Here is a 19,118-nt window from a genome sequence, read left to right on the forward strand (position 1 = left end):
GGAGTCACAGCCGGGGGTCGACCGGCTCGGACTCCAGGGCCAGTACCGCGAAGACCGCTTCGTGGATCCTCCACAGGGGCTCTCCGTCGGCCAGCCGGTCCAGGGCCTCCAGGCCGAGGGCGTACTCCCGCAGGGCCAGCGACCGCTTGTGGCCGAGGAAGCGCGAACGCAGCCGGTCCAGATTCTCCGGACGCGTGTACTCGGGCCCGTAGATGATCCGCAGGTACTCCCGGCCACGCACCTTGATGCCCGGCTGGACCAGCCTGCCCTTCCCGTCCCTGACGAGAGCGCCGAGCGGCTTGACGACCATGCCCTCACCGCCGCGCCCTGTCATCTCCAGCCACCAGTCGATGCCGGCGCGCACGGAGTCCTCGTCCCCGGTGTCGACGACCAGGCGCCGGGTGACCTGGAGCAGCCCGGTCGGGTCGTGCTCCACCAGGCGGTCCAGCCAGGCCAACTGCTCGTCGTGCGGTACGGAGGCGAGTGAGCGGCCCTGCACGGCGAGGATCTGGAACGGCGCGAGGCGGACACCGTCGAGTCCCTCGGTGCTCCAGCAGTAGCGGCGGTAGGCCTCGGTGAAGGCCGCAGCGTCCGCGGCACGCTCCTGCTGACGTCCGGCGAGAGCGCCGACGTCCACACCGCGGGCAGCCACCGCGGCCAGGGCCTCGCCCGCCACGGGAAGGACCGCACCCGACGCGGCGCCGACCGCCGCGTACTGCGAACGCAGCAGCCCGGCCGCCTTGAGGGACCAGGGCATCAGCTCGGCGTCCAGCAGCACCCAGTCCGTGTCCCACTCCTCCCAGAGTCCGGCGGCGGTGACGGCCGTGCGGAGCCTGCCGAGGATCACTTCGGTGAGCGCCGCGTCGTCCAGGAAGGGCCGTCCGGTACGGGTGTGCAGCGCCCCCGTGGGGCCCTCGGCACCGAAGCGCTCAAGGGCCGCGTCCGCGTCGCGGCAGACCAGGGCCACCGCACGCGAGCCCATGTGCTTCTCCTCGCAGACGACCTTGGTGACGCCGTCCGCCCGGTACTGCGCGAAGGCCTCGGCCGGGTGCTCCAGGAAGCCCTCCTCGTGGGACGTAGCGGTCGGGGCCATGGTCGGCGGGAGGTAGGCCAGCAGCCTCGGGTCGACGGCGAACCGGCTCATCACCTCGAGGGCCGCCGCCGCGTTCTCCTCGCGCACCGCGACGCGGCCCATGTGCCGGGTCTCCACGATGCGGCGGCCCTGCACGTCGGCGAGGTCGAGCGGGCGCCCCTCACGGCCCCCGGGGGCCTCGGTCGTCAGCGGCTTCACGGGCTCGTACCAGACCTGCTCGGCCGGTACGTCGACGATCTCGCGCTCCGGCCAGCGCAGCGCGGTCATCTTCCCGCCGAAGACGGCTCCGGTGTCCAGGCACAGGGTGTTGTTGACCCAGGAGGTGGTGGGCACCGGGGTGTGTCCGTAGACCACGGCCGCACGACCGCGGTAGTCCTCCGCCCACGGATAGCGCACGGGCAGGCCGAACTCGTCGGTCTCGCCGGTCGTGTCCCCGTACAGCGCGTGCGAACGGACCCGCCCCGAGGTGCGCCCGTGGTACTTCTCGGGCAGGCCCGCGTGGCAGACGACCAGCTTGCCGCCGTCCAGGACGTAGTGGCTGACCAGCCCGTCGATGAACTCCTTCACCTGCTCGCGGAACTCCGGGTCCTTCGCGTCCTCCCGCTCCAACTGCTCGATGGTCTCGGCGAGTCCGTATCTGACCTGGACCTGCCTCCCCTTGAGGTACCGGCCGAGCTTGTTCTCGTGGTTGCCCGGGACACACAGGGCGTTGCCCGCCGACACCATGGACATGACGCGGCGCAGCACACCGGGGCTGTCGGGACCGCGGTCGACGAGGTCGCCGACGAACACGGCGGTGCGCCCGTCGGGGTGCGCGCCGTCGGTGTACCCGAGCTTGCCGAGCAGGGACTCCAGCTCGGAGCTGCAGCCGTGGATGTCACCGATGATGTCGAAGGGACCGGTGAGGTGACGGAGGTCGTTGTAGCGGCGCTCCAGGACGACTTCGGCGCTGTCGGCCTCCTCCTCGGTGCGCAGGACGTGCACCTTGCGGAATCCCTCGCGCTCCAGTCCGCGCAGCGAACGGCGCAGCTCGCGCCGGTGGCGCTGGACGACATGGCGGGGCATGTCCGCGCGGTCGGGCCGCTTCGCGTTGCGCGCGAGGCAGACCTCCTCGGGCAGGTCGAGCACGATGGCGATGGGCAGCACGTCGTGCTCCCGGGCCAGCTGCACGAGCTGCTTGCGGCTCTCGGCCTGCACGTTGGTGGCGTCGACGACGGTGAGCCGTCCGGCGGCGAGGCGCTTGCCCGCGATGTAGTGCAGGACGTCGAAGGCGTCACGGCTCGCGCTCTGGTCGTTCTCGTCGTCGGCGACGAGGCCGCGGCAGAAGTCCGAGGAGACGATCTCGGTGGGCTTGAAGTGTGTGCGGGCGAAGGTGGACTTGCCCGAGCCGCTGGCGCCGATGAGCACCACGAGGGAGAGGTCGGTCACCGGCAGCGTGCGAGAGGTACTGGTCATGCGGCCTTCGTCTCCTTCGTCTTCTCGTCAGTCATCCGGTCGGTCTGCGTGCCGGTCCTGTGGTCCGTCGTCCGGTCGGTCTGCGTGCCGGTCCTGTGGTCCGTCGTCCGGTCGGTCTCCGTGCCGGTCTTCTCGCCTGTCGCGTTCTTCTCCGCGGACATCGTGAAGACAGCCATCTGTGTGGGCGGCCCCACTTCGGGGTCGTCCGCCCCCACGGGTACGAACGCGACGCCGTAGCCGTGACGCTCGGACACCTGCCGCGCCCAGGAGCGGAATTCCTCCCTGGTCCATTCGAAACGGTGGTCGCCGTGGCGCACGTGTCCGGCCGGGAGTGTTTCCCAGCGGACGTTGTACTCGACGTTCGGCGTGGTCACGAGCACGGTCCGCGGCCGCGCCGAACCGAACACCGCGTACTCCAGCGCGGGCAGCCGGGGCAGGTCGAGGTGCTCGATCACCTCGCTGAGCACCGCGGCGTCGTACCCCTTCAGCTGCTTGTCGGTGTACGTGAGTGCGCCCTGCCGGAGCGTGACCCGGCCGGCCTGCCGCTCCCCCATCCTGTCCAGCTTCAGCCTGCGTGAGGCGATCGTCAGGGCCCGCATCGACACGTCGACCCCCACGATCTCCGTGAACCGCACGTCCTTGAGCAGCGCCTGCACCAACTGGCCCTGTCCGCAGCCCAGGTCAAGCACCCGGCTCGCCCCGGCGGCGCGCAGCGCCTCCAGGATCGCCGCACGGCGCTGCTCGGCGAGCGGTACCGGCTTCTCCTCGGTGTCGGTGGTCTCGTCCACGGCGTTGTCGACGCTCTCCACCTCCAGGTCGTCGGACTCGGCGAGCCGCACCAGTTCGAGCCGTTCCATGGCCTGCCGGGTCAGACCCCATCGGCGCGAGAGGTACCGGCTGGTGATCAGCCGCTGCTCGGGGTGCTCGGCCAGCCAGCCCTCGCCCGCCCGCAGCAGCTTGTCCACCTCGTCGGGCGCCACCCAGTAGTGCTTGGCGTCGTCGAGCACCGGCAACAGCACATAGAGCTGGCGCAGCGCGTCGGCGAGCCGCAACTCCCCCTCCAGCACGAGCCGTACGTAGCGCGAGTCGCCCCACTCCGGGAACTTCTCGTCCAGCGGTACGGCCACGGCGTCGACGCTCCTCCAGCCGAGCGGCCCGAAGAGCTTCTCCACCAGTTCGACGCCGCCGCGGGCCGGCAGCGCGGGTACCTCGATGCGCAGCGGCAGGGGCTCCTGGACCCGCTCGGGCATGGCGCGGCACACCCCGTTCAGCGCGGACTTGAAGACTGTCGTCATCGCGACCGAGAGGAGGGACGAGGCTGCGTACGGCCGGTCGTTGACGTACTGCGCGAGCGCCGCGTCGGGGGCGCCTCCCCGGCCCTTGCCCTTGCCGCGCCGCACCAGCGCCACCGGATCCACCTCCAGCAGGAGCGCGGCCGTGCAGCGCTCCACGGATGCCTCGGGGTAGAAGACATGCGCGGTGCCGTGCGAGGTGGAGAACGACTGCGCCTTCTCGGGATGCTTGTGCAGCAGGAAGCCGAGATCGGTGGCGGGACGCTCAGGGGTGCCGGTCGTGCTGATAGTCAGGAACACCCGTCCGAGTATGGCCCTGCACCCCACCTCCTACCAGGCATTTTCGCGTCCGTTCCGTCCTGGCAGTGCGGCCAGCCGTGCGATCTCGGAGGGGCCGACCCGGCAGCAGCCCCCGATGAGCCGGGCGCCGGCCCGCTGCCAGTCGCGCACCCGCCCCGGGTCGAAGGTGTTCTCCCCGGTCCACCTCCGGCCCACGGCATCCCACTCCTCGCCGCTGTTCGGGTAGACGACGACGGGCTTCCCGGTCACGGCCGCCGCCACCTCCACCGCACGCTCCGCGTCCGCCGGGTCGCAGCAGTTGACCCCGACGGCCAGCACCTGGTCGTTGCCCGTGGCGATCCCGAAGGCCTCCTCGATCGGCTGGCCCGCCCTGGTCCGGTCACCCGCCACGCTGTAGGAGAGCCAGACAGGGACGGCGCAGTCCTGAACCGCCCGCAGCAGCGCCTCGGCCTCGTCGATGTCCGGCACCGTCTCCAGGGCCAGCACATCGGGGCCCGCCGCAGCCAGCGTCTCCACCCTGGGCCGGTGGAAGCGCTCCAGCTCGGGGACGCTCAGCCCGTAGCGGCCGCGGTACTCGCTGCCGTCCGCGAGCATCGCCCCGTACGGTCCGACGGAGGCCGCGATCCAGAGCTCCCGCCCTGTCCCCGCCCCGGCCCGGCGTGCCAGCTCCACGCTGCCGGCCATCAGCTCCGCGGCCCGGTCCCGACCGGTCCCGCGCCGCTCGAACCCTTCGAACGTCGCCTGGTAACTGGCCGTGATGAGCACCTGCGCACCCGCCCGTGCGTAGGCCGCGTGGGCCGCCTCGATCTGCTGGGGAGCGTCGGCCAGGAGCCGGGCCGACCACAGCGCGTCGGACAGGTCGCAGCCCTGCGCCGCCAGTTGGTTGGAGAGACCTCCGTCCAGGAGAACGGTGCCTTCGGCGAGCGCGTCGCCGAGGGTGCGGCCGGTCGGCTCGTGAGGAGTCCGGGCAGATTGCACAGCTGTTCCTTCCCGTCAGCTCAGCTGGGCCTGGACCTGCGACGAGATCAGCTCCAGGTGTTCCAGGTCGTGGAGGTCGAGGACCTGCAGGTAGATCCGGGACGCTCCGATCGCGGCGTACTGACCGATCTTGTCGACCACCTCGTCGGGCGAGCCCGCCAGGCCGTTCGCCTTGAGGTCCTCGACATCCCTGCCGATCGCGGCAGCCCTGCGGGCCACCTCCGCGTCGTTCTTCCCGGCGCAGACCACCAGGGCGTTGGAGTACACCAGGTCGTCCGGGGCACGGCCGGCCGCCTTCGCCGCCTCCCGGACACGGCCGAACTGCTTCTCGCTGTCCTCGATCGACGCGAAGGGGATGTTGAACTCGTCCGCGTACTGTGCGGCCAGCCGCGGGGTGCGTACCGCACCGTGCCCGCCGATCAGGACAGGCACCTTGGCCTGGGCCGGCTTGGGAAGCGCGGGTGAGTCGGTGAGCTGGTAGTACGTGCCGTCGTAGGTGAAGGTCTCGCCGACCTCTGTCTCCCACAGACCCGTGATGATCGCCAGCTGCTCCTCCAGGCGGCCGAACTTCTCCTTCGGGAACGGAATGCCGTACGCCTTGTGCTCCGCCTCGAACCAGCCCGCGCCCAGGCCCAGCTCGACCCGGCCGCCCGACATCCGGTCGACCTGGGCCACCTGGATGGCCAGCACTCCGGGCAGCCGGAAGGTACCTGCCGTCATCAGCGTGCCGAGCCGGATCCGCTTGGTTTCGCGGGCAAGACCGGCCAGGGTGATCCATGCGTCGGTCGGTCCAGGCAGTCCGTCCCCGGAGCCCATGCGGAGGTAGTGGTCCGAGCGGTAGAAGGCGTCGAATCCGAGGTCCTCGGTGGCCTTGGCGACTGTCAGCAGGGTTTCGTAGTCGGCCCCTTGCTGGGGCTCGGTGAAGATTCGAAGATCCATGCCTCCATCCTGCACCTTCGGGCGTGGCCCATGACTGCTTGGCCGCTCATGGCTGCCCGGCCACGAAGCCGGCCGGGCCGCGGATCACTCCGTACGGACCGTCACGCTCCCGGCCCTGCCCCTGTTCCCGCTCCTGCTCCTGTTCGGCGAGCCGTCTGAGCATCCCGTACACCCTGTCGATCGACTCGTCGACGGCGTCTATCGCCTCGATGCACTGCCAGTAGAGCCCGTCTTCCTCCGTATCGCAGGCAACGCCGACGAGCGCGATGCCCACATCGCCGAGGAGCAGGCCGAGGGCTCCCAACGCGCGTGGCACATCGGCCACTTCGGTCAGCTGTGCCGCCCGTGCGGCACCGGCCGGCACCATCGGGTGGTCGAGCACTGCGGCGCCCCGTCCGCCGATCTCGCTGAGCCCCCGCGCGTCGGTCCGTAACTCAGCCGGTCCGCAGCGCACCAGGTGCCCGCCGACCGTCCGGGCGAGGGCCTGCGCCTGCCAGGCCTCCGCCATGACGGCAGGGGCCCCCCGGCTCGCCGCGAGAGCTCGTCGTCCGGCCTCGATAAGCCGCTCCGCTTCCATGTGATTCCCCCGTCTTCACGAAAACCCGCTCACCTTCTTCATTACCCACAGTGAGGTGAGCGGCACCGGAATGCCAGAGGAAATCGGAAATCTGTGGACAGGAAGTCGATTGTGGAGAAGTCGATCACTCCGAAGAGTGACGATCGTGGAGTTCAGTGGGTTTCCGCGCCGGGAAGCGCACCTCGTTCCGGTCGATCTTGGCCGCCAGCGCCGCCAGCACGTCGACACCGAGCACTTCGCAGAACTGCAGCAGATACGCCAGAACGTCGGCGACCTCGTCCGCGACCCTGTGCGCCGTGCCGGGATCCTCCATCACCCGCGCCGACTGCTCCGGTGTCAGCCACTGGAAGATCTCGAGGAGTTCGGAGGCCTCCACGCTCAGCGCGACCGCCAGGTTCTTCGGGGTGTGGTACTGCTCCCAGGCCCGTGCCGCCGCGAAGTCGGCCAGCCGCCGCTGCAGTTCGGCTACATCCAGTTCCGTCACGGTGCCAGGTCTACCACGGTCACACCCGCCGTCCCGCGGGCCAGTGCCGCGGTCTCCTCGGTGACGGTGCCCAGCAGCCGGATGTGCCCGTCCGCGCAGATCGAGGACGCCAGCGCCAGCAGTTCACGTGTCTGCCGCCCGTCCAGGCTCCGGTCGAGCCCGTCGGCGAGGACCGTGAGCGCCTGCATCGCCGACGGCACCTCCGCGGCCGGGTCCACCACCAGCACATGGGGGCCGGTCAGCAGCACGAGGGCGAACGCCAGATACCTGAGCTCGCCGTCGCCGAGACGGCTCAGGGGCGTACTGTGCCCGGCCCCGCGCCCCGCCCTGGCCTGTACGGCTCCGCCCGCGAGGTGTTCGACGGTCAGTCCCGTCACGGGTCCCGCGCACCCGGCGTCCGCGGTGGCGACCAGCCGGGCGTGCCGTTGGGCGCACTGGGTGTGTGTGCGGTGGAGTACGTCGGCGAGGTTGTCGCACGCGGTCGTCAGCCGTCCTTCGCCGACCGGAACCGCGGCACGCATCCGCCGCGGCTGCGGATCGCAGGCGAAGGCCGACCGCAACGCCACCACCACCTGCTCCGCGGCGGCGAGCACCCGTAACTGCCCCTGCGTGGTTCCTGCGACCCGCAGCGGCAGCAGCGCCGTACCGAGCCGGTCGTCGGGGAAGGGGGCCCGTGTCACCGGTACCGCGCCCGCGGTGTGCCAGGCCGCCTGGACGGCGGAGCGCCTAGGATCCCGCAGGGCCGTGGTCAGCAGCGTCTCGCCGGCGTCCACGAGCCGTTCGCCGACGATGCGGAGGGTGGGTTCGGCCTGGACGGCGAGGTCCAGCCCCACGGGACCCGCCGGGCCCTCCACGGTGCAGCCGAGCCGGAACCCCCGCCGCCTCTGCGCATCCGCCCCGGCCCGTTCGGGCACCCAGGCCCCGGGGTCCGGGAAGACCTCTTCCAGCGGGTCGCCGGCAGCGAGCCCGGCCAGCGCCTCGTACGCGCGAAGGGCAGTCGTCTTCCCGCTGCCGCTCGCCCCGGTCAGGAGGGTGAACGGGCCGAGGGGGATCGCCGCACGGCGGTACGAGGCGAAGGCGGAAAGCCTCAGTTCGCTGACGAAGGGGCGGGCGGGACGGGCCTGGACACCGGTGCGCGCGGGTGTGGTCCTCGTGGTGATCACAGTCATGAACGGACCGTACGCACGCCGCCTGTCGGCGAACCGTTCCGCCCGCACGACCTTCCTACGATTGAGGTACGCCCGCCGCCGTGACCCCCTCGACCTCCATGCCGACCGGCGCGAGCAGAAAGACATTGCGGTCGACGCGGTGCATCCCGCTTCCCAGCCCGAAGACCACACCGCTGCTGAAGTCGAGGATCCGCTTGGCCACGTCCGTCTCGGCGCCCGTCAGATCGAGCAGCACCGGAATCTGTGCCACCAGGTACTCGGCCACCTCGCGCGCGTCCGCGAACACCTGGACCCTCAGCACGACCAGTCGGCGCTGTTCGGCCGAATCCCGCTCGTCCGGCACCGTGCGGTGGTCGACGCGGGAGGGCCACTCGTTGCGCCCCCTCAGCGGTACGACCTGGGCGAGACCCTCCCACTGTTCGTCGGTGGCGTCGTATCTGTCGTACCTGTCGTACCTGCTCACAGAACCACCCCGTCCGTAAGCCGGTTGGCTGTGCGCCGGCTGCGCTCGCTGTTCATCGGGCAATTCTCTCGCCCCTCACCCGTTCGGCGTACCACCGACACGGGTCGCGGCGTGATCGACACCGTCCTGGACCGTACGGGGGTCCGTTTCGGGGAGGGTGTCGAGAGGGGTGAAGCGGACCGGAAGATGAGCCGGCGCACGGTGGAAGGGCCCAGGCCGCCAGATCAGCTCCCCGGCGTCGACGGACAGTTCGAGGTCGCAGAGCTGACTGGTGAGCTGTTCGATCGCGGTCATGGCCATCAGCAGTGCGGGCTGCTTCGCCGGGCATCGGTGCGGACCCGCCGACCAGGCGAGATGCGCACCGGTTCCGGAACGCACCGCGGGGTCCGAAAGGCCGTGCAGCGACTGCGTGTTGGCGGCTGCGAAGGAGACCAGGAGCAGTTGCCCCGCGCGGAGCGGGACACCGTGGAACTCCGTGTCGTGCCGGGGGTAGTGGGCCCCGAGATTGGCCATCGGCGGGTCCCGCCAGAGCACTTCGTCGATCGCTTCGTGCGCGGTCGTCGCACCGCCGTGCAGGGATCCCGTGTGTCCGGTGCCACTGAGCATGTGGAGCAGTGCGTTGCCGATCAGATTGGTCGTCGGATCGTGTCCGGCGCTCATGATCAATGTGATCTGGCGCACGGCCTCGTCGTCGTCCAGTGCTGCAGGATGCGCGAGCAGATACGTGGTCAGGTCACGCCCCGGCCGCGCACGCCGGTCGGCGACGAGGCTGGTCACGACGCCGACGAGATCGGCGTACGCCGCTGCCGCACCCTCGGCGGAGTTCATCATTCCGGCAATGCCGCGGACGATCCGCTCGCTGGCCCCCGGCGGCACTCCGAAAGCCGCGGTGAAGACGTGCAGGGGGAGGAGTCTGGCGTACTGGGCGATGAGATCGGCTCTGCCGGTGGACGAGAAGGCTCCGATGAGCTGCTGGGCGACCCGGGCCACCTCCGTCCTCAGCAGATGCGGCTCGATCAGCGCGAGGGTGTCGTTGATGGCCTCGCGGTACCGGGAGTGGACGGCGCCGTCGGTGAAGAGCGCGGTGGGCCGGTAGCCGAGCACGGGCAGGACCGGCGAGTCCGCCGGCACGCCCGCCTGCCAGGTGCGAGGGTCCTTGGTGAAGGTGTCGGTGTCGCGCAGCAGGTCGACGGCGGCCTGGTAGTCCGTGACCAGCAGCGCGTCGATACCGGGAGCGATACGGACCCGGGCCAGCGGCCCCTGGGCGCGCAGTTCACGGTAGTGGCCGTGCGGATCGGCCGCGAAACCCGGCCCGTACAGCTCGAGCGGCTCGTAGGGAGAGGTGCGGGCTGCGGGCACGGTGCCCGGGGTGTGCGCGGTCATGACGGTTCCTGGGACGTGGGCAGGCAGGTCAGCGCATGCTCGGCGAGGGCGATCAGGGCGTTGATGCTGCCGCGTCGTTCACGGGCGTCGCACTGTACGAGCGGGGTACCCGGAGCGAGGTCGAGATGCTTGCGCAGGACCTCGTCGGTGTGGGCGGGGGCGTCGGGGAAGCGGTTCACGGCCACGGCGTACGGCAGCCCCTGCTCCTCCACCATGTCCATGACGGCGAACGAGTCCTCGAGGCGGCGGGTGTCGACCATCACGAGGGCGCCGAGGGCTCCGCGCGCGATGTCCTCCCAGAGCGGGATGAAGCGCTCCTGGCCCGGGGTGCCGAACATGTAGAGCACCAGATCGTCCTGGACGGTCAGCCGGCCGAAGTCGATGGCGACCGTGGTCGTGGTCTTGTCGGGAAGCCCGGCGGTGTTGTCGAGTCCGGTGCTGGACTGTGTCATCACCTCTTCCGTGTGCAGGGTCGGGATCTCCGACAGGGTACGGATCAGGGTCGTCTTGCCCACGCCGAACGGACCCGTGACGACTAGCTTCATCAGGGTCTCGGCGGCACTCGGCAGATAGCCGATGCCGCCCCGGTCAGTGGAGGGAACGGAGTCCAACGAGCAGCCTCTCGACGAGCGACCGGTCGATCTCACCGGCACTGGGGATCGGTGGTCGAGCGTGCAGATGTCCGGCGGCCACGAGATCCGTGGCCAGGAAGACGGTGGCGCTGACCGGGAGTTCCAGATGCGCGGCGCACTCGACGACGGTGAGGGCTCCCGGCTCCAGGAGTTCACACAGTCTGCGCTGCTCGGAACCGGAGCCCGGCGGCAGGTCCGCGTCCGTACGGACGAGCACGGCGAGCCGGTCGAGCGCGGGGCCGGTGGGCGCGGAGCGGCCACCGGTGACCAGATACGCGGGAATCAGGCGGCGTCCTGGGCCGGGGGTCATGGCCGGGTGGCAGCGTCCGGCAGGCGGGTGGGGGCGTGCATCGCCCGGGTCAGCGCGGTCACCTGTACCTGCATCTGGTACGCGATGTTGCCCAGGTGCGCGTCGGGGGCCGCGAACAGGGCGAGGGTGGTGTTCCTGCCCGCGGGTACGACGATGGCGAAGCCCAGTTCGGACTCCACGACCGTCTGTGCCAGCCGTGGGGCCTCCACCTCCGTGAAGGCGGTGGTGAAGGCACGGGCGGCGGCGTGCAGGGTGGCTGTCATCGCGGCGACCCGCTCGGCGGACGCGCGGTCCAGGCCGGGCGAAGCGCCCTCGACGAGCCCGTCGCCGGTGGCGACCACGGCGTGCTGCACACCGGGCAGTTCCAGCAGCGGGGTCAGCACCCAGGCGAGATCACCGGTGGTGGGAGTGGTGCTCACGTCTCGTCGTCTCCTTGGTCGTCCGATGAGGATGCTGAGAGTGCTGAGGAGGGCTGGGCGGCCGAGGAGGGCGGCCCTGCCGAGGCCGGGGCCGCGGGCGCCGGGTCCGCGGGAGGCTCCGCGGCGGCCGGAGCGTTCCTGCCGCTGACGGTGCCCTGCTGGAGCGCGGTCCAGGACGCTCCTGCCTGTTCGGGGGTACGGAGCACGGGCTCGTCCGCCGCCGGGCCCGGTGCCGCCGCGGCGGCGTCCGGGGAGGCTGCCCGGCGGTTTCTACGGCGTCGGCTGGGCAGTGCCGCGGGACGCTCGTCCGGGGAGGCCTCGGGGACGACGGGGGCCGCGGAACCGTCCTCCGTACCGTCCTCCTCGCGGACCGGGCCGGTGTCCGTGCTGCCGGCCGCGTGACCGGAACCCGCATCGGCCGCGACCGCACGCGTCTGCACCGGTTTCGGCGCGAGCACGGACAGGGTGCGGTCGTCGTCCATCACGGTCAGCAGATGGGCCGGAATGCGCAGCATCGTGCGCATGCCCCCGTACGGCGACGACTCGATGTGGCAGCTGAAGCCGTACCGCGCGACGAGCCGCCCCACCACGGCGAACCCGGTCTGCGGCGGATCCCCCAGCTCGGTCAGCAGCACTTCCGCGGGCCCGGCCAGCAGCGCGCGGGCCCGTTTCAGCGCGTCCTCGTCCATGCCGATCCCGGCGTCGTCGACGAGGACCAGGGCACCGCGCCCCGCCGTCTGCTGGACCGTCACGGGTACTTCGGTGTCCGGGTGCGAGTACGCCGTCGCGTTGGCCAGCAGTTCCGCGAGGGCGATCGCGAAGGGCTCGGCTGCCCGGGCGACCAGTGCGAGCCGCTCCTGGCGCAGATGGTTGGCGACCTTGATCCGCTCGTATCCCGGGACCCGGGACTGGGCTCCGAGCACGACTTCGACGAGCGAGGAGTTCTGCCGGGCGAGGCCCGGCCAGGCGTCGCAGAGCACGGCGGTGGCCTGGGTACGGCGCAGCGCCAGTTCGTTGCGGAAGTCGAGCTGCAGGATCCGCGGGTCGTCGTACTCGTGCTGGAGCTCCTGCAGCAGGTGCTGCGACTGGTTGAGCAGTGACTGGATCTTGGCGGACGTACCGCGCATGGCCGACCGGGCGGCGGCGTCGACACGCCCCCGCTCCTCCATGACCGCGTTGCGCGCGGCCTGTACGGCCTCGGTCAGCAGGCGCGCGGCGTCGCCCTCGATCCCGGCAGCCTCCCGCAGTCCGGGAACCGGTGCGGTCGGGTGGGAGAGGGCGGTCGCCGTGGCGGGTATCCGCTTCTCGGCCAGCTGGCGTATCTCCTCGGTGAGGGCCAGCGTGCGTGCCTCTGCCGCCCGTGCCTGGCGGTCGGCCAGTTCGGCGCGCGCTGCAGCCCCGTATGCGTCGAGGCCGGCCTGATGGGCCCGTGCGACGGCTGCCAACGCCGTGATGACGGCGATCAGCGCCACGATCCATGCCAGCACAGCGTCACCGTGTCTCTCGTGTCGGGCAGATCCCGCACCCCGGGGGGCAGTGGGACTCCAGGCTGTCGCTCCGGCCCGCGGTCACTCCGGCTCGCCGCCGGACGGTCCCCGCTCGGTCTCGTGCGCGAGTGCCGCCACATCGGACATCACCTGCAGGACGCCGGGGAGTTCGGAGCCGTCCAGGTGCCGGTACTCGCTTCCGATGGTCACCACCAGCCGCTCGGCCAGGCCCAGTGCGGGGTAGCGGCCCTCGCCGATCACCCGGCGTGCGGCCTCGATGGCGGGCACTCCCGCCGCGTGGAATGCGTGGGCGCGTTCGCGTACGTAGGAGAGGTAACCGATGTGCTCGCGTACGCCGGCCGGGTCGAGGACCGGTCCGTGGCCGGGCACGATCACCTCGGCGCCCGTGGCCAGTACCTGTTCGCAGGCCGCGATCACATTGCTCAGGGGGCCGGCCCAGTGGATCGGGTGGTCGCCCGGCTGCTGCGCGGTGGAGGAGAAGATGATGTCGCCGCTGAACACGGCACGCTGCGCGGGCAGGTGGACGATCAGGTCGCCGGTGGTGTGGGCGGGCGGCAGGGCCGACAGCTGGACCGCGTAGTCCCCCAGGGTCAGTTCGAGCTCCCCGGTGAAGTACGTGGTCGGCTGCACCGGTTCGGTGGCCGACCAGTCGAAGTCGCCGAAGTGGCGGCCGAGGTACGCGCCGAGGGGTGTGGCCGGATCGCTGCCGGCCACGAGGGCGTGCTGCTGCTTCGGGGTGGGCTCGTAGTGGATGTGCTCCCGCGCCTCGCGCGTCGCGATGATCTCGGCGTCCGGGAGCACGCCGGCGCCCCAGAAGTGGTCCCCGTTGGCGTGCGTGACGATCACGCGGTCGATGGTCACGCCGTCGGGCAGCCGCTTCTCGCTCTCCGCCAGGAACTGTCCGCCCAGCACGGGGTCGTACGGGGTGTCGATCCAGAGCGCCCCGCGCGGCGACACGAGAAGACCGCAGTTGGCCAGCCCCCAGCCCCGCTTCGGCGGCAGCCAGGCATACAGGCCCCTGCCGAGGTCGGCGACGTCCCCACCCGTGATCGACATGGGGCGATTATGCCGACAGCGATCCGGCCGCGTGTTCGAACTCGGCCAACTGGAGCGCTCAATGACTCAAAACCGCCCCTCGGCCCGACCGTGCATCGCTCCTCGGTGACCGTCCGGGGTCACCCGCCCCCTGGGACGCGGCGGACTTTCCGTTCTTTCCCTGGAATTTCACCCTTCGGCCTCGCTTCACGCGGCAGATACCCAGCCGGTCGCGACGGAACCGGATTGAGCCGACTACCCGCTGAGCATGGCCGAAAACAGCTGTACCAATGGTCCTTGATCCACCTCCCTCATGCTTGTTCTTGCTCGATTGCCCCATGTAACATGCAACATTGAACATGCACGCAAAGATTTCTTGCACCTTGGCCGGACCTGCCCGGGTCGGCCCAGGCACGAACGAACAGCGGAAGCGGAAGCGGAGCCCAGACGTGTCCCATGTCGAGACCGAGACAGCCGGCCAGCCGGAGTGCTGGCGTCGCGCCGCGGAGGTGGCGGCCGAACGTGCGGCGGTCCTGCCCGCGACCGGTGAGCGCATCGCCGTCGTGGGCTGCGGCACGTCGTTCTACATGGCGCAGGCCTACGCCGCGCTGCGCGAGGAATCCGGCCAGGGAGAGTCCGACGCCTTCGCCGCCTCGGAGTTCCCCATGGGCCGCAGATACGACCGGGTCGTCGCCCTGACACGTTCGGGGACCACGACCGAGGTGCTCGACCTGCTCACCCGGCTGAGCGGCTCCACACCGACCGTCGCCGTCACCGCCGACCCGGACACCCCTGTGATGACGGCGGCCGACGAGGTGGTCGTGCTCGACTTCGCCGACGAGAAGTCCGTCGTGCAGACGCGCTTCGCCACCACGGCGCTCACCCTGTTCCGCGCCCATCTCGGGCTGCACACCGACGACGCGGTACGGGACGCGGAGACCGCGCTGGCCGAACCGTTGCCCGAAGGACTGCTGGACTGCACCCAGTTCAGCTTCCTGGGCCGGGGCTGGACGGTCGGTCTCGCCAACGAGGCGGCACTCAAGATGAAGGAGGCGTCGCTGTCCTGGACCGAGTCCTACCCGGCGATGGAGTACCGCCACGGTCCGATCAGCATCGCCACCACCGGGACGGCGACCTGGATGTTCGGGTCCGCGCCCGAGGGCCTTGCGGAGCAGGTGCTGGCCACCGGCGCCCGCTGGGTCGAGAGCGGCCTGGACCCGCTGGCCGAGCTGGTCCGGGTCCAGCGCCTGGCGATCGCCCGTGCGGTGGCCGGCGGCCTCGACCCCGACCTTCCCCGCCACCTGACCCGGTCGGTGGTCCTCGACGCGGCGGCCGGAGCCTGACCGGCATGCCGAAGGACCGTGCGGCGGGCGGGTGTTCCCCCCGCCGCACGGTCCGTCGCACGGCCACAGGACGCGGTCAGGCCTCTTCGAAGTAGGCGTCCAGGACGGCGTCGAGTTCCGCCGTCCACTCCTTGAGGCTGCTCCTCGCTCCGGCCTCGACCTCGGCGTTGAACCACCGGCGGCTGGACAGGTGCACCGTGACGGTGAACCGGCGTCCGAAGCGGCCGGTCTTGACCTCGACCGCGCCGATCTCCGCCCAGTCGAACTCCGCCTCCTGGTCGTCCAGCCGGAACCGGACACCCTCGCGGGCCACCCTGATGGATCCGCGCCGGTCGCTGACCTCGAAGACCGGCCCGTCCGCCTCGTCCGACGACTTCGCCTCGTCCGACGATTCCGCGCTGTCCGACGACTCCGCCTCGTCCGAGGGCTCCGCAGACTCTTCCGGCGCTTCCGCCTCCCGGCTGTCAGGCTTCGGCTTCGCGTCCTGCGGCGTCTCCGTCCCGTCGGCGGCAGCCGTCGAATCGTCCTCGCCGGCGCCCTTCTCGAGCACGTCGGAATCCTCCGCCGCCTTCTCCGCATCCCCCTCCGTCCGCGCGGGGGCAGGGGCCGTCAGGCCGGGGATGTACGCCGGGTCTGTTCCCGCGGCGAACTCGGGCTTGGTGTTCGAATCTATGCGCTGCTCCACGGCGGGCAGTATGGACGACGAACCTGTACGAGACCAGTCACAGCGGTCCGGTCGGCGCGGACGCGCCCCTGCCGGAAGGCGGCCGCCCGGCGCCCGGCCCGGTCGGCGGAGCCCCCGGGCGCACGGCCGAGGACCTTCCCGATACCGGGACCGATCCCCCGCCCGTCTCCCGCCCCACCCTGCGGGAAACCGCAGGGTGCCCCGTGCGGTGAACCCCGACGGGCCCGACGGCGACCCTCGTACCGGCGCCGTGCCGCGCTCCCTAGCGTTCCTGGAGAGGCGTGGCGGACCCCGCGCGTCTCGTGCCGCAGGCCAGGAGACCGCTCATGGATCACGCACCGCTCGCCCTTCCCCAGGAACCCGCTGACGGTATCGCCGGATGGGCGGCCGATCTCGTGGACACCCTGGGCGCTCCCGGGGCGGGCCTCGCCGTCGCGCTGGAGAACCTCTTCCCGCCGCTGCCGAGCGAGGTCATCCTCCCGCTGACCGGATTCGCGGCCGGACAGGGCGTCATCAGCCTGACGTCCGCCCTGTTCTGGACGACGCTCGGTTCGGTCGTGGGCGCCGTGGTCCTGTACGGGATCGGGATGCTCTTCGGCCGCGACCGGGTCCACGCGGTCTGGGCGAGGCTGCCGCTGGTCCAGCCCGCCGATCTCGAGCGTACGGAGCGGTGGTTCGCCCGGCACGGCACCAAAGCGGTACTGCTCGGCCGCATGGTGCCGGTGTTCCGGAGCCTCATCTCCGTACCGGCCGGTGTGGAGCGCATGCCCTTCGCCCTCTTCGTCGTCCTGACGGCCCTGGGGAGCCTGATGTGGAACTCGGTTCTGGTGATGGCCGGTTACTGGCTCGGCGACCGGTGGGACACCGTGGAGGCCTACGTCGGCCTGCTGTCCAAGGCCGTCGTCGTACTCGTCCTGGTGGCCCTCGCCGGGTACGTCGGGGTGCGGCTGCGCTCCCGCGACCGGGGGCAGCACCGCCGTACCCCGTGAGCCCCCGGCCGCCCGCGGGACGATCGTGCTCCGCCGGTATCGTGTGGCCCGCGCCTGTCCCGGAATCCCTGCAGGAGGACGTCATGGACGACGCCGCACGCCCGCTCCGGGACTCGGGAGGTGCCGGGATCGTCACCGCGGCACGGCCGTTACCGCTCCCCCGCCGGGCCGCCGGCGCCCTGCTCGGCTGCTGCACCGCGCTCCTGGGCCTGCTGTACTTCTCGGTTCCGGGCGCGGCGCTGGGGCCGTTCCTCCTGTGGCCCCGTACGCACAGCCGCGCCCTCGCTCTGCTGACCGGCGGGGCCCGCAGGCTCGCGGAGGTGGAGCGGTGGCGGCGCGGTGTCTTCTTCGGTGACGTGTTCCCCGCACACCGCGCGTCCGGGCGGGCGGTCCTGCGCTACGTCGCCGCACGCACCTGGACCGGCATCCTGTTCGCCTTCGTGACCGGGCTGCTCGTGTTCGGGGCGGTACTGGCCGGTCTCCTGGCCGCCGGGGTGGTCCGGTCGACCACGAGCTGGCAGGAGCTGCTGCCCCAGGCCGCCCTCGGCGGCGTCCTGCTCTTCCTCGACCTGCAGGGACTCGCCTCCTTGGCCGCCCTCGACGCCCGGCTGGCCCGCGAGCACTTCGGGCCCTCCGCGCGTGAGCTGCTGGAGCAGCGGATCGACGAACTGGCCGCCAGCCGTGCCGGGGTCCTCGAAGCGGTCGACACGGAGCGCCGCCGCATCGAGCGCGATCTGCACGACGGCGTCCAGCAGCGGCTCGTCGCGCTGGCCATGCTTCTGGGCCGCGCCCGCCGCAACCGGACGCCGGAACAGGCCGAAGCGCTGCTGCGGCAGGCGCACAAGGAGTCGAGGGACGTCCTCACGGAGCTACGGGAAGTGGCCTGGCGGGTCTACCCGTCGGCACTCGACAGTCTGGGGCTCGAGGAGGCGCTCGGCGGCGTGGCCGAGCGGTGCGTGATTCCGCTGCGTATGGAGTTCGATCTCGCGGTGCCGCTGCCCCGGCCGGTGGAGACCGCCGCGTACTTCGTGGTCTCGGAGGCGGTGACCAATGCGGCCAAGCACTCCGGTGCCACCCACATCTCGGTCACCGTCCGGGGCGATGGCAACCGGGTGTCGGTGCGGGTCCGGGACAACGGCACCGGTGGTGCGGATCCCGCGGGCAGCGGGCTGACCGGGCTACGGAGCCGGGTCGACGCACTCGACGGCCTGCTGCACATCGAAAGCCCCCCGAAGGGACCGACCACCATCACCGCGGAGCTGCTGTGCGCGTAATGCTCGCCGAGGACTCGACGCTGCTCCGGGAGGGCCTCGTCCGGCTGCTGGCGGAGGAGGGGCACGACGTCCTCGCCGCGGTGGGCGACGGAACATCCCTCATCCGGGAGGCCGAGGCGCGGACACCGGACCTCGTCGTCGTCGACATCCGGATGCCTCCCACCCACACCGACGAGGGGCTGCGGGCCGCCCTGGGCATCCGCGAGCGGTGGCCGGCGGTCGGCGTGCTGGTGCTGTCCCAGCACGTCGAGCGCGCCTATGCGGCGCGGTTGCTGTCGGGGGGCGCCGAGCGGGTGGGGTACCTGCTGAAGGACCGTGTCGCGCAGGTGGACGAGTTCCTCGACGCGCTGGAGCGGATCCGGGCGGGAGGTGTGGTGCTCGACCCGGAGGTCGTGCGGCAGCTGGTGCTCCGCAGTACCCACAGCGATCCGCTGGCCGGGCTGACGCCCCGGGAACGCACCGTCCTCCAGGAGCTGGCGCAGGGCCGCACCAACGCCGCCATCGCGCAGCGGCTGCACCTGTCGCTGAGCTCGGTCGAGAAGCACCTCGGCTCCGTCTTCGACAAGCTGGAGCTGCCGAGCACCACGGAGTACAGCCGCCGGGTCCTCGCGGTGCTGCACTACCTGAAGTCGTAGGACCGGCGCAGGAGGACGGGACACACAGACGGGTGGTGGGGGGGGGGGGGGGGGCCCCCCCCCCCCCCCCCCCCACACCCCCCCCCCCACCCCCCGCGCGAAGGGGGACACGCCCCCGGAAAGAATAAGCCAGAACACGAAGACGAGCGGGGGGA

Annotated in this window: 19 protein-coding genes; 4 read left to right on the forward strand and 15 right to left on the reverse strand. The window is 71.4% G+C overall.

The annotated features are described in order from the left end of the window. Nucleotides 1-4: 4 nt before the first annotated feature. The 14 genes from ACFW9O_RS23005 to ACFW9O_RS23070 form a co-directional block, all read right to left on the reverse strand. A complete protein-coding gene (locus ACFW9O_RS23005) occupies nucleotides 5-2,548 on the reverse strand; it encodes a polynucleotide kinase-phosphatase (protein ID WP_384611764.1) in 2,544 nt (847 codons plus the stop codon). After that, complete coding sequence (locus tag ACFW9O_RS23010) at nucleotides 2,545-4,140, reverse strand: 3' terminal RNA ribose 2'-O-methyltransferase Hen1 (RefSeq protein ID WP_384611766.1); 1,596 nt, start codon at nucleotides 4,138-4,140, stop codon at nucleotides 2,545-2,547. The genes ACFW9O_RS23005 and ACFW9O_RS23010 overlap by 4 nt, the downstream gene beginning before the upstream one ends. 30 nt (nucleotides 4,141-4,170) lie before the next feature. Then, nucleotides 4,171-5,118 (reverse strand): homocysteine S-methyltransferase, encoded by a 948-nt coding sequence (mmuM, locus tag ACFW9O_RS23015; RefSeq protein WP_384611767.1) that lies wholly within the window; start codon nucleotides 5,116-5,118, stop codon nucleotides 4,171-4,173. 15 nt (nucleotides 5,119-5,133) lie between these two features. Next, complete coding sequence (locus ACFW9O_RS23020) at nucleotides 5,134-6,057, reverse strand: LLM class F420-dependent oxidoreductase (protein ID WP_384611769.1); 924 nt, start codon at nucleotides 6,055-6,057, stop codon at nucleotides 5,134-5,136. 46 nt (nucleotides 6,058-6,103) lie between these two features. Continuing rightward, nucleotides 6,104-6,634, reverse strand: coding sequence for a DUF6099 family protein (locus ACFW9O_RS23025; RefSeq protein WP_384611771.1), 531 nt, complete (start codon nucleotides 6,632-6,634; stop codon nucleotides 6,104-6,106). Nucleotides 6,635-6,758: 124 nt separating this feature from the next. Then, entirely contained in the window at nucleotides 6,759-7,118 is a 360-nt protein-coding gene (locus ACFW9O_RS23030) for a nucleotide pyrophosphohydrolase (RefSeq protein ID WP_384611772.1), read from the reverse strand. After that, nucleotides 7,115-8,287: an AAA family ATPase gene (locus ACFW9O_RS23035; protein ID WP_384611774.1), complete on the reverse strand. Its 1,173-nt coding sequence runs from the start codon at nucleotides 8,285-8,287 to the stop codon at nucleotides 7,115-7,117. Before ACFW9O_RS23035 ends, ACFW9O_RS23030 begins: the two co-directional genes overlap by 4 nt. Nucleotides 8,288-8,342: 55 nt before the next feature. After that, nucleotides 8,343-8,750 (reverse strand): cell division protein SepF, encoded by a 408-nt coding sequence (locus ACFW9O_RS23040; protein WP_351167616.1) that lies wholly within the window; start codon nucleotides 8,748-8,750, stop codon nucleotides 8,343-8,345. Between the two features lie 75 nt (nucleotides 8,751-8,825). Further along, nucleotides 8,826-10,133: a cytochrome P450 gene (locus ACFW9O_RS23045; RefSeq protein WP_384611776.1), complete on the reverse strand. Its 1,308-nt coding sequence runs from the start codon at nucleotides 10,131-10,133 to the stop codon at nucleotides 8,826-8,828. Next, nucleotides 10,130-10,744 (reverse strand): ATP/GTP-binding protein, encoded by a 615-nt coding sequence (locus ACFW9O_RS23050; protein ID WP_351167620.1) that lies wholly within the window; start codon nucleotides 10,742-10,744, stop codon nucleotides 10,130-10,132. The genes ACFW9O_RS23045 and ACFW9O_RS23050 overlap by 4 nt, the downstream gene beginning before the upstream one ends. Next, a complete protein-coding gene (locus ACFW9O_RS23055) occupies nucleotides 10,722-11,075 on the reverse strand; it encodes a DUF742 domain-containing protein (RefSeq protein WP_351167622.1) in 354 nt (117 codons plus the stop codon). Before ACFW9O_RS23055 ends, ACFW9O_RS23050 begins: the two co-directional genes overlap by 23 nt. Then, entirely contained in the window at nucleotides 11,072-11,494 is a 423-nt protein-coding gene (locus tag ACFW9O_RS23060; RefSeq protein WP_351167624.1) for a roadblock/LC7 domain-containing protein, read from the reverse strand. The genes ACFW9O_RS23055 and ACFW9O_RS23060 overlap by 4 nt, the downstream gene beginning before the upstream one ends. Next, nucleotides 11,491-12,981 carry an ATP-binding protein gene (locus ACFW9O_RS23065; RefSeq protein WP_384611778.1) on the reverse strand — a complete coding sequence of 497 codons (1,491 nt, stop codon included), beginning with the start codon at nucleotides 12,979-12,981 and terminating at the stop codon, nucleotides 11,491-11,493. Before ACFW9O_RS23065 ends, ACFW9O_RS23060 begins: the two co-directional genes overlap by 4 nt. A gap of 81 nt (nucleotides 12,982-13,062) precedes the next feature. Next, complete coding sequence (locus ACFW9O_RS23070; RefSeq protein ID WP_384611780.1) at nucleotides 13,063-14,058, reverse strand: MBL fold metallo-hydrolase; 996 nt, start codon at nucleotides 14,056-14,058, stop codon at nucleotides 13,063-13,065. 428 nt (nucleotides 14,059-14,486) lie between these two features. On the opposite strand from ACFW9O_RS23070, the gene ACFW9O_RS23075 reads away from it, so the two are divergent. Beyond that, nucleotides 14,487-15,380, forward strand: a complete 894-nt coding sequence (locus tag ACFW9O_RS23075; RefSeq protein ID WP_351167630.1) for an SIS domain-containing protein — start codon at nucleotides 14,487-14,489, stop codon at nucleotides 15,378-15,380. Nucleotides 15,381-15,456: 76 nt separating this feature from the next. Here ACFW9O_RS23075 and ACFW9O_RS23080 read toward each other — a convergent pair whose 3' ends face one another. Further along, nucleotides 15,457-16,065, reverse strand: a complete 609-nt coding sequence (locus tag ACFW9O_RS23080; protein WP_384611782.1) for a hypothetical protein — start codon at nucleotides 16,063-16,065, stop codon at nucleotides 15,457-15,459. Between the two features lie 326 nt (nucleotides 16,066-16,391). Between ACFW9O_RS23080 and ACFW9O_RS23085 the strand changes: the two genes are divergently transcribed. The 3 genes from ACFW9O_RS23085 to ACFW9O_RS23095 all read left to right on the forward strand — a co-directional run bounded on the left by ACFW9O_RS23085 (nucleotide 16,392) and on the right by ACFW9O_RS23095 (nucleotide 18,963). Next, the gene (locus ACFW9O_RS23085; protein ID WP_351182209.1) at nucleotides 16,392-17,054 is read left to right on the forward strand and encodes a DedA family protein; all 663 of its coding nucleotides are present in this window, start codon (nucleotides 16,392-16,394) and stop codon (nucleotides 17,052-17,054) included. Nucleotides 17,055-17,137: 83 nt separating this feature from the next. Continuing rightward, nucleotides 17,138-18,328 carry a sensor histidine kinase gene (locus ACFW9O_RS23090; protein ID WP_384611784.1) on the forward strand — a complete coding sequence of 397 codons (1,191 nt, stop codon included), beginning with the start codon at nucleotides 17,138-17,140 and terminating at the stop codon, nucleotides 18,326-18,328. Continuing rightward, nucleotides 18,328-18,963 carry a response regulator gene (locus tag ACFW9O_RS23095; protein ID WP_384611973.1) on the forward strand — a complete coding sequence of 212 codons (636 nt, stop codon included), beginning with the start codon at nucleotides 18,328-18,330 and terminating at the stop codon, nucleotides 18,961-18,963. Before ACFW9O_RS23090 ends, ACFW9O_RS23095 begins: the two co-directional genes overlap by 1 nt. Nucleotides 18,964-19,118: the final 155 nt, after the last annotated feature.

The organism is Streptomyces sp. NPDC059499 (genome assembly GCF_042749285.1).
GTDB lineage: Bacteria > Actinomycetota > Actinomycetes > Streptomycetales > Streptomycetaceae > Streptomyces.

Excerpts from the sequence above, each read along its gene's own strand:
- ACFW9O_RS23005 (WP_384611764.1), bottom strand. The coding sequence starts at position 2,548 with ATGACCAGTACCTCTCGCACGCTGCCGGTGACCGACCTCTCCCTCGTG.
- ACFW9O_RS23020 (WP_384611769.1), bottom strand. The coding sequence starts at position 6,057 with ATGGATCTTCGAATCTTCACCGAGCCCCAGCAAGGGGCCGACTACGAA.
- ACFW9O_RS23025 (WP_384611771.1), bottom strand. The coding sequence starts at position 6,634 with ATGGAAGCGGAGCGGCTTATCGAGGCCGGACGACGAGCTCTCGCGGCG.
- ACFW9O_RS23035 (WP_384611774.1), bottom strand. The coding sequence starts at position 8,287 with ATGACTGTGATCACCACGAGGACCACACCCGCGCGCACCGGTGTCCAG.
- ACFW9O_RS23045 (WP_384611776.1), bottom strand. The coding sequence starts at position 10,133 with ATGACCGCGCACACCCCGGGCACCGTGCCCGCAGCCCGCACCTCTCCC.
- ACFW9O_RS23055 (WP_351167622.1), bottom strand. The coding sequence starts at position 11,075 with ATGACCCCCGGCCCAGGACGCCGCCTGATTCCCGCGTATCTGGTCACC.
- ACFW9O_RS23070 (WP_384611780.1), bottom strand. The coding sequence starts at position 14,058 with ATGTCGATCACGGGTGGGGACGTCGCCGACCTCGGCAGGGGCCTGTAT.
- ACFW9O_RS23085 (WP_351182209.1), top strand. The coding sequence starts at position 16,392 with ATGGATCACGCACCGCTCGCCCTTCCCCAGGAACCCGCTGACGGTATC.
- ACFW9O_RS23090 (WP_384611784.1), top strand. The coding sequence starts at position 17,138 with ATGGACGACGCCGCACGCCCGCTCCGGGACTCGGGAGGTGCCGGGATC.
- ACFW9O_RS23095 (WP_384611973.1), top strand. The coding sequence starts at position 18,328 with ATGCTCGCCGAGGACTCGACGCTGCTCCGGGAGGGCCTCGTCCGGCTG.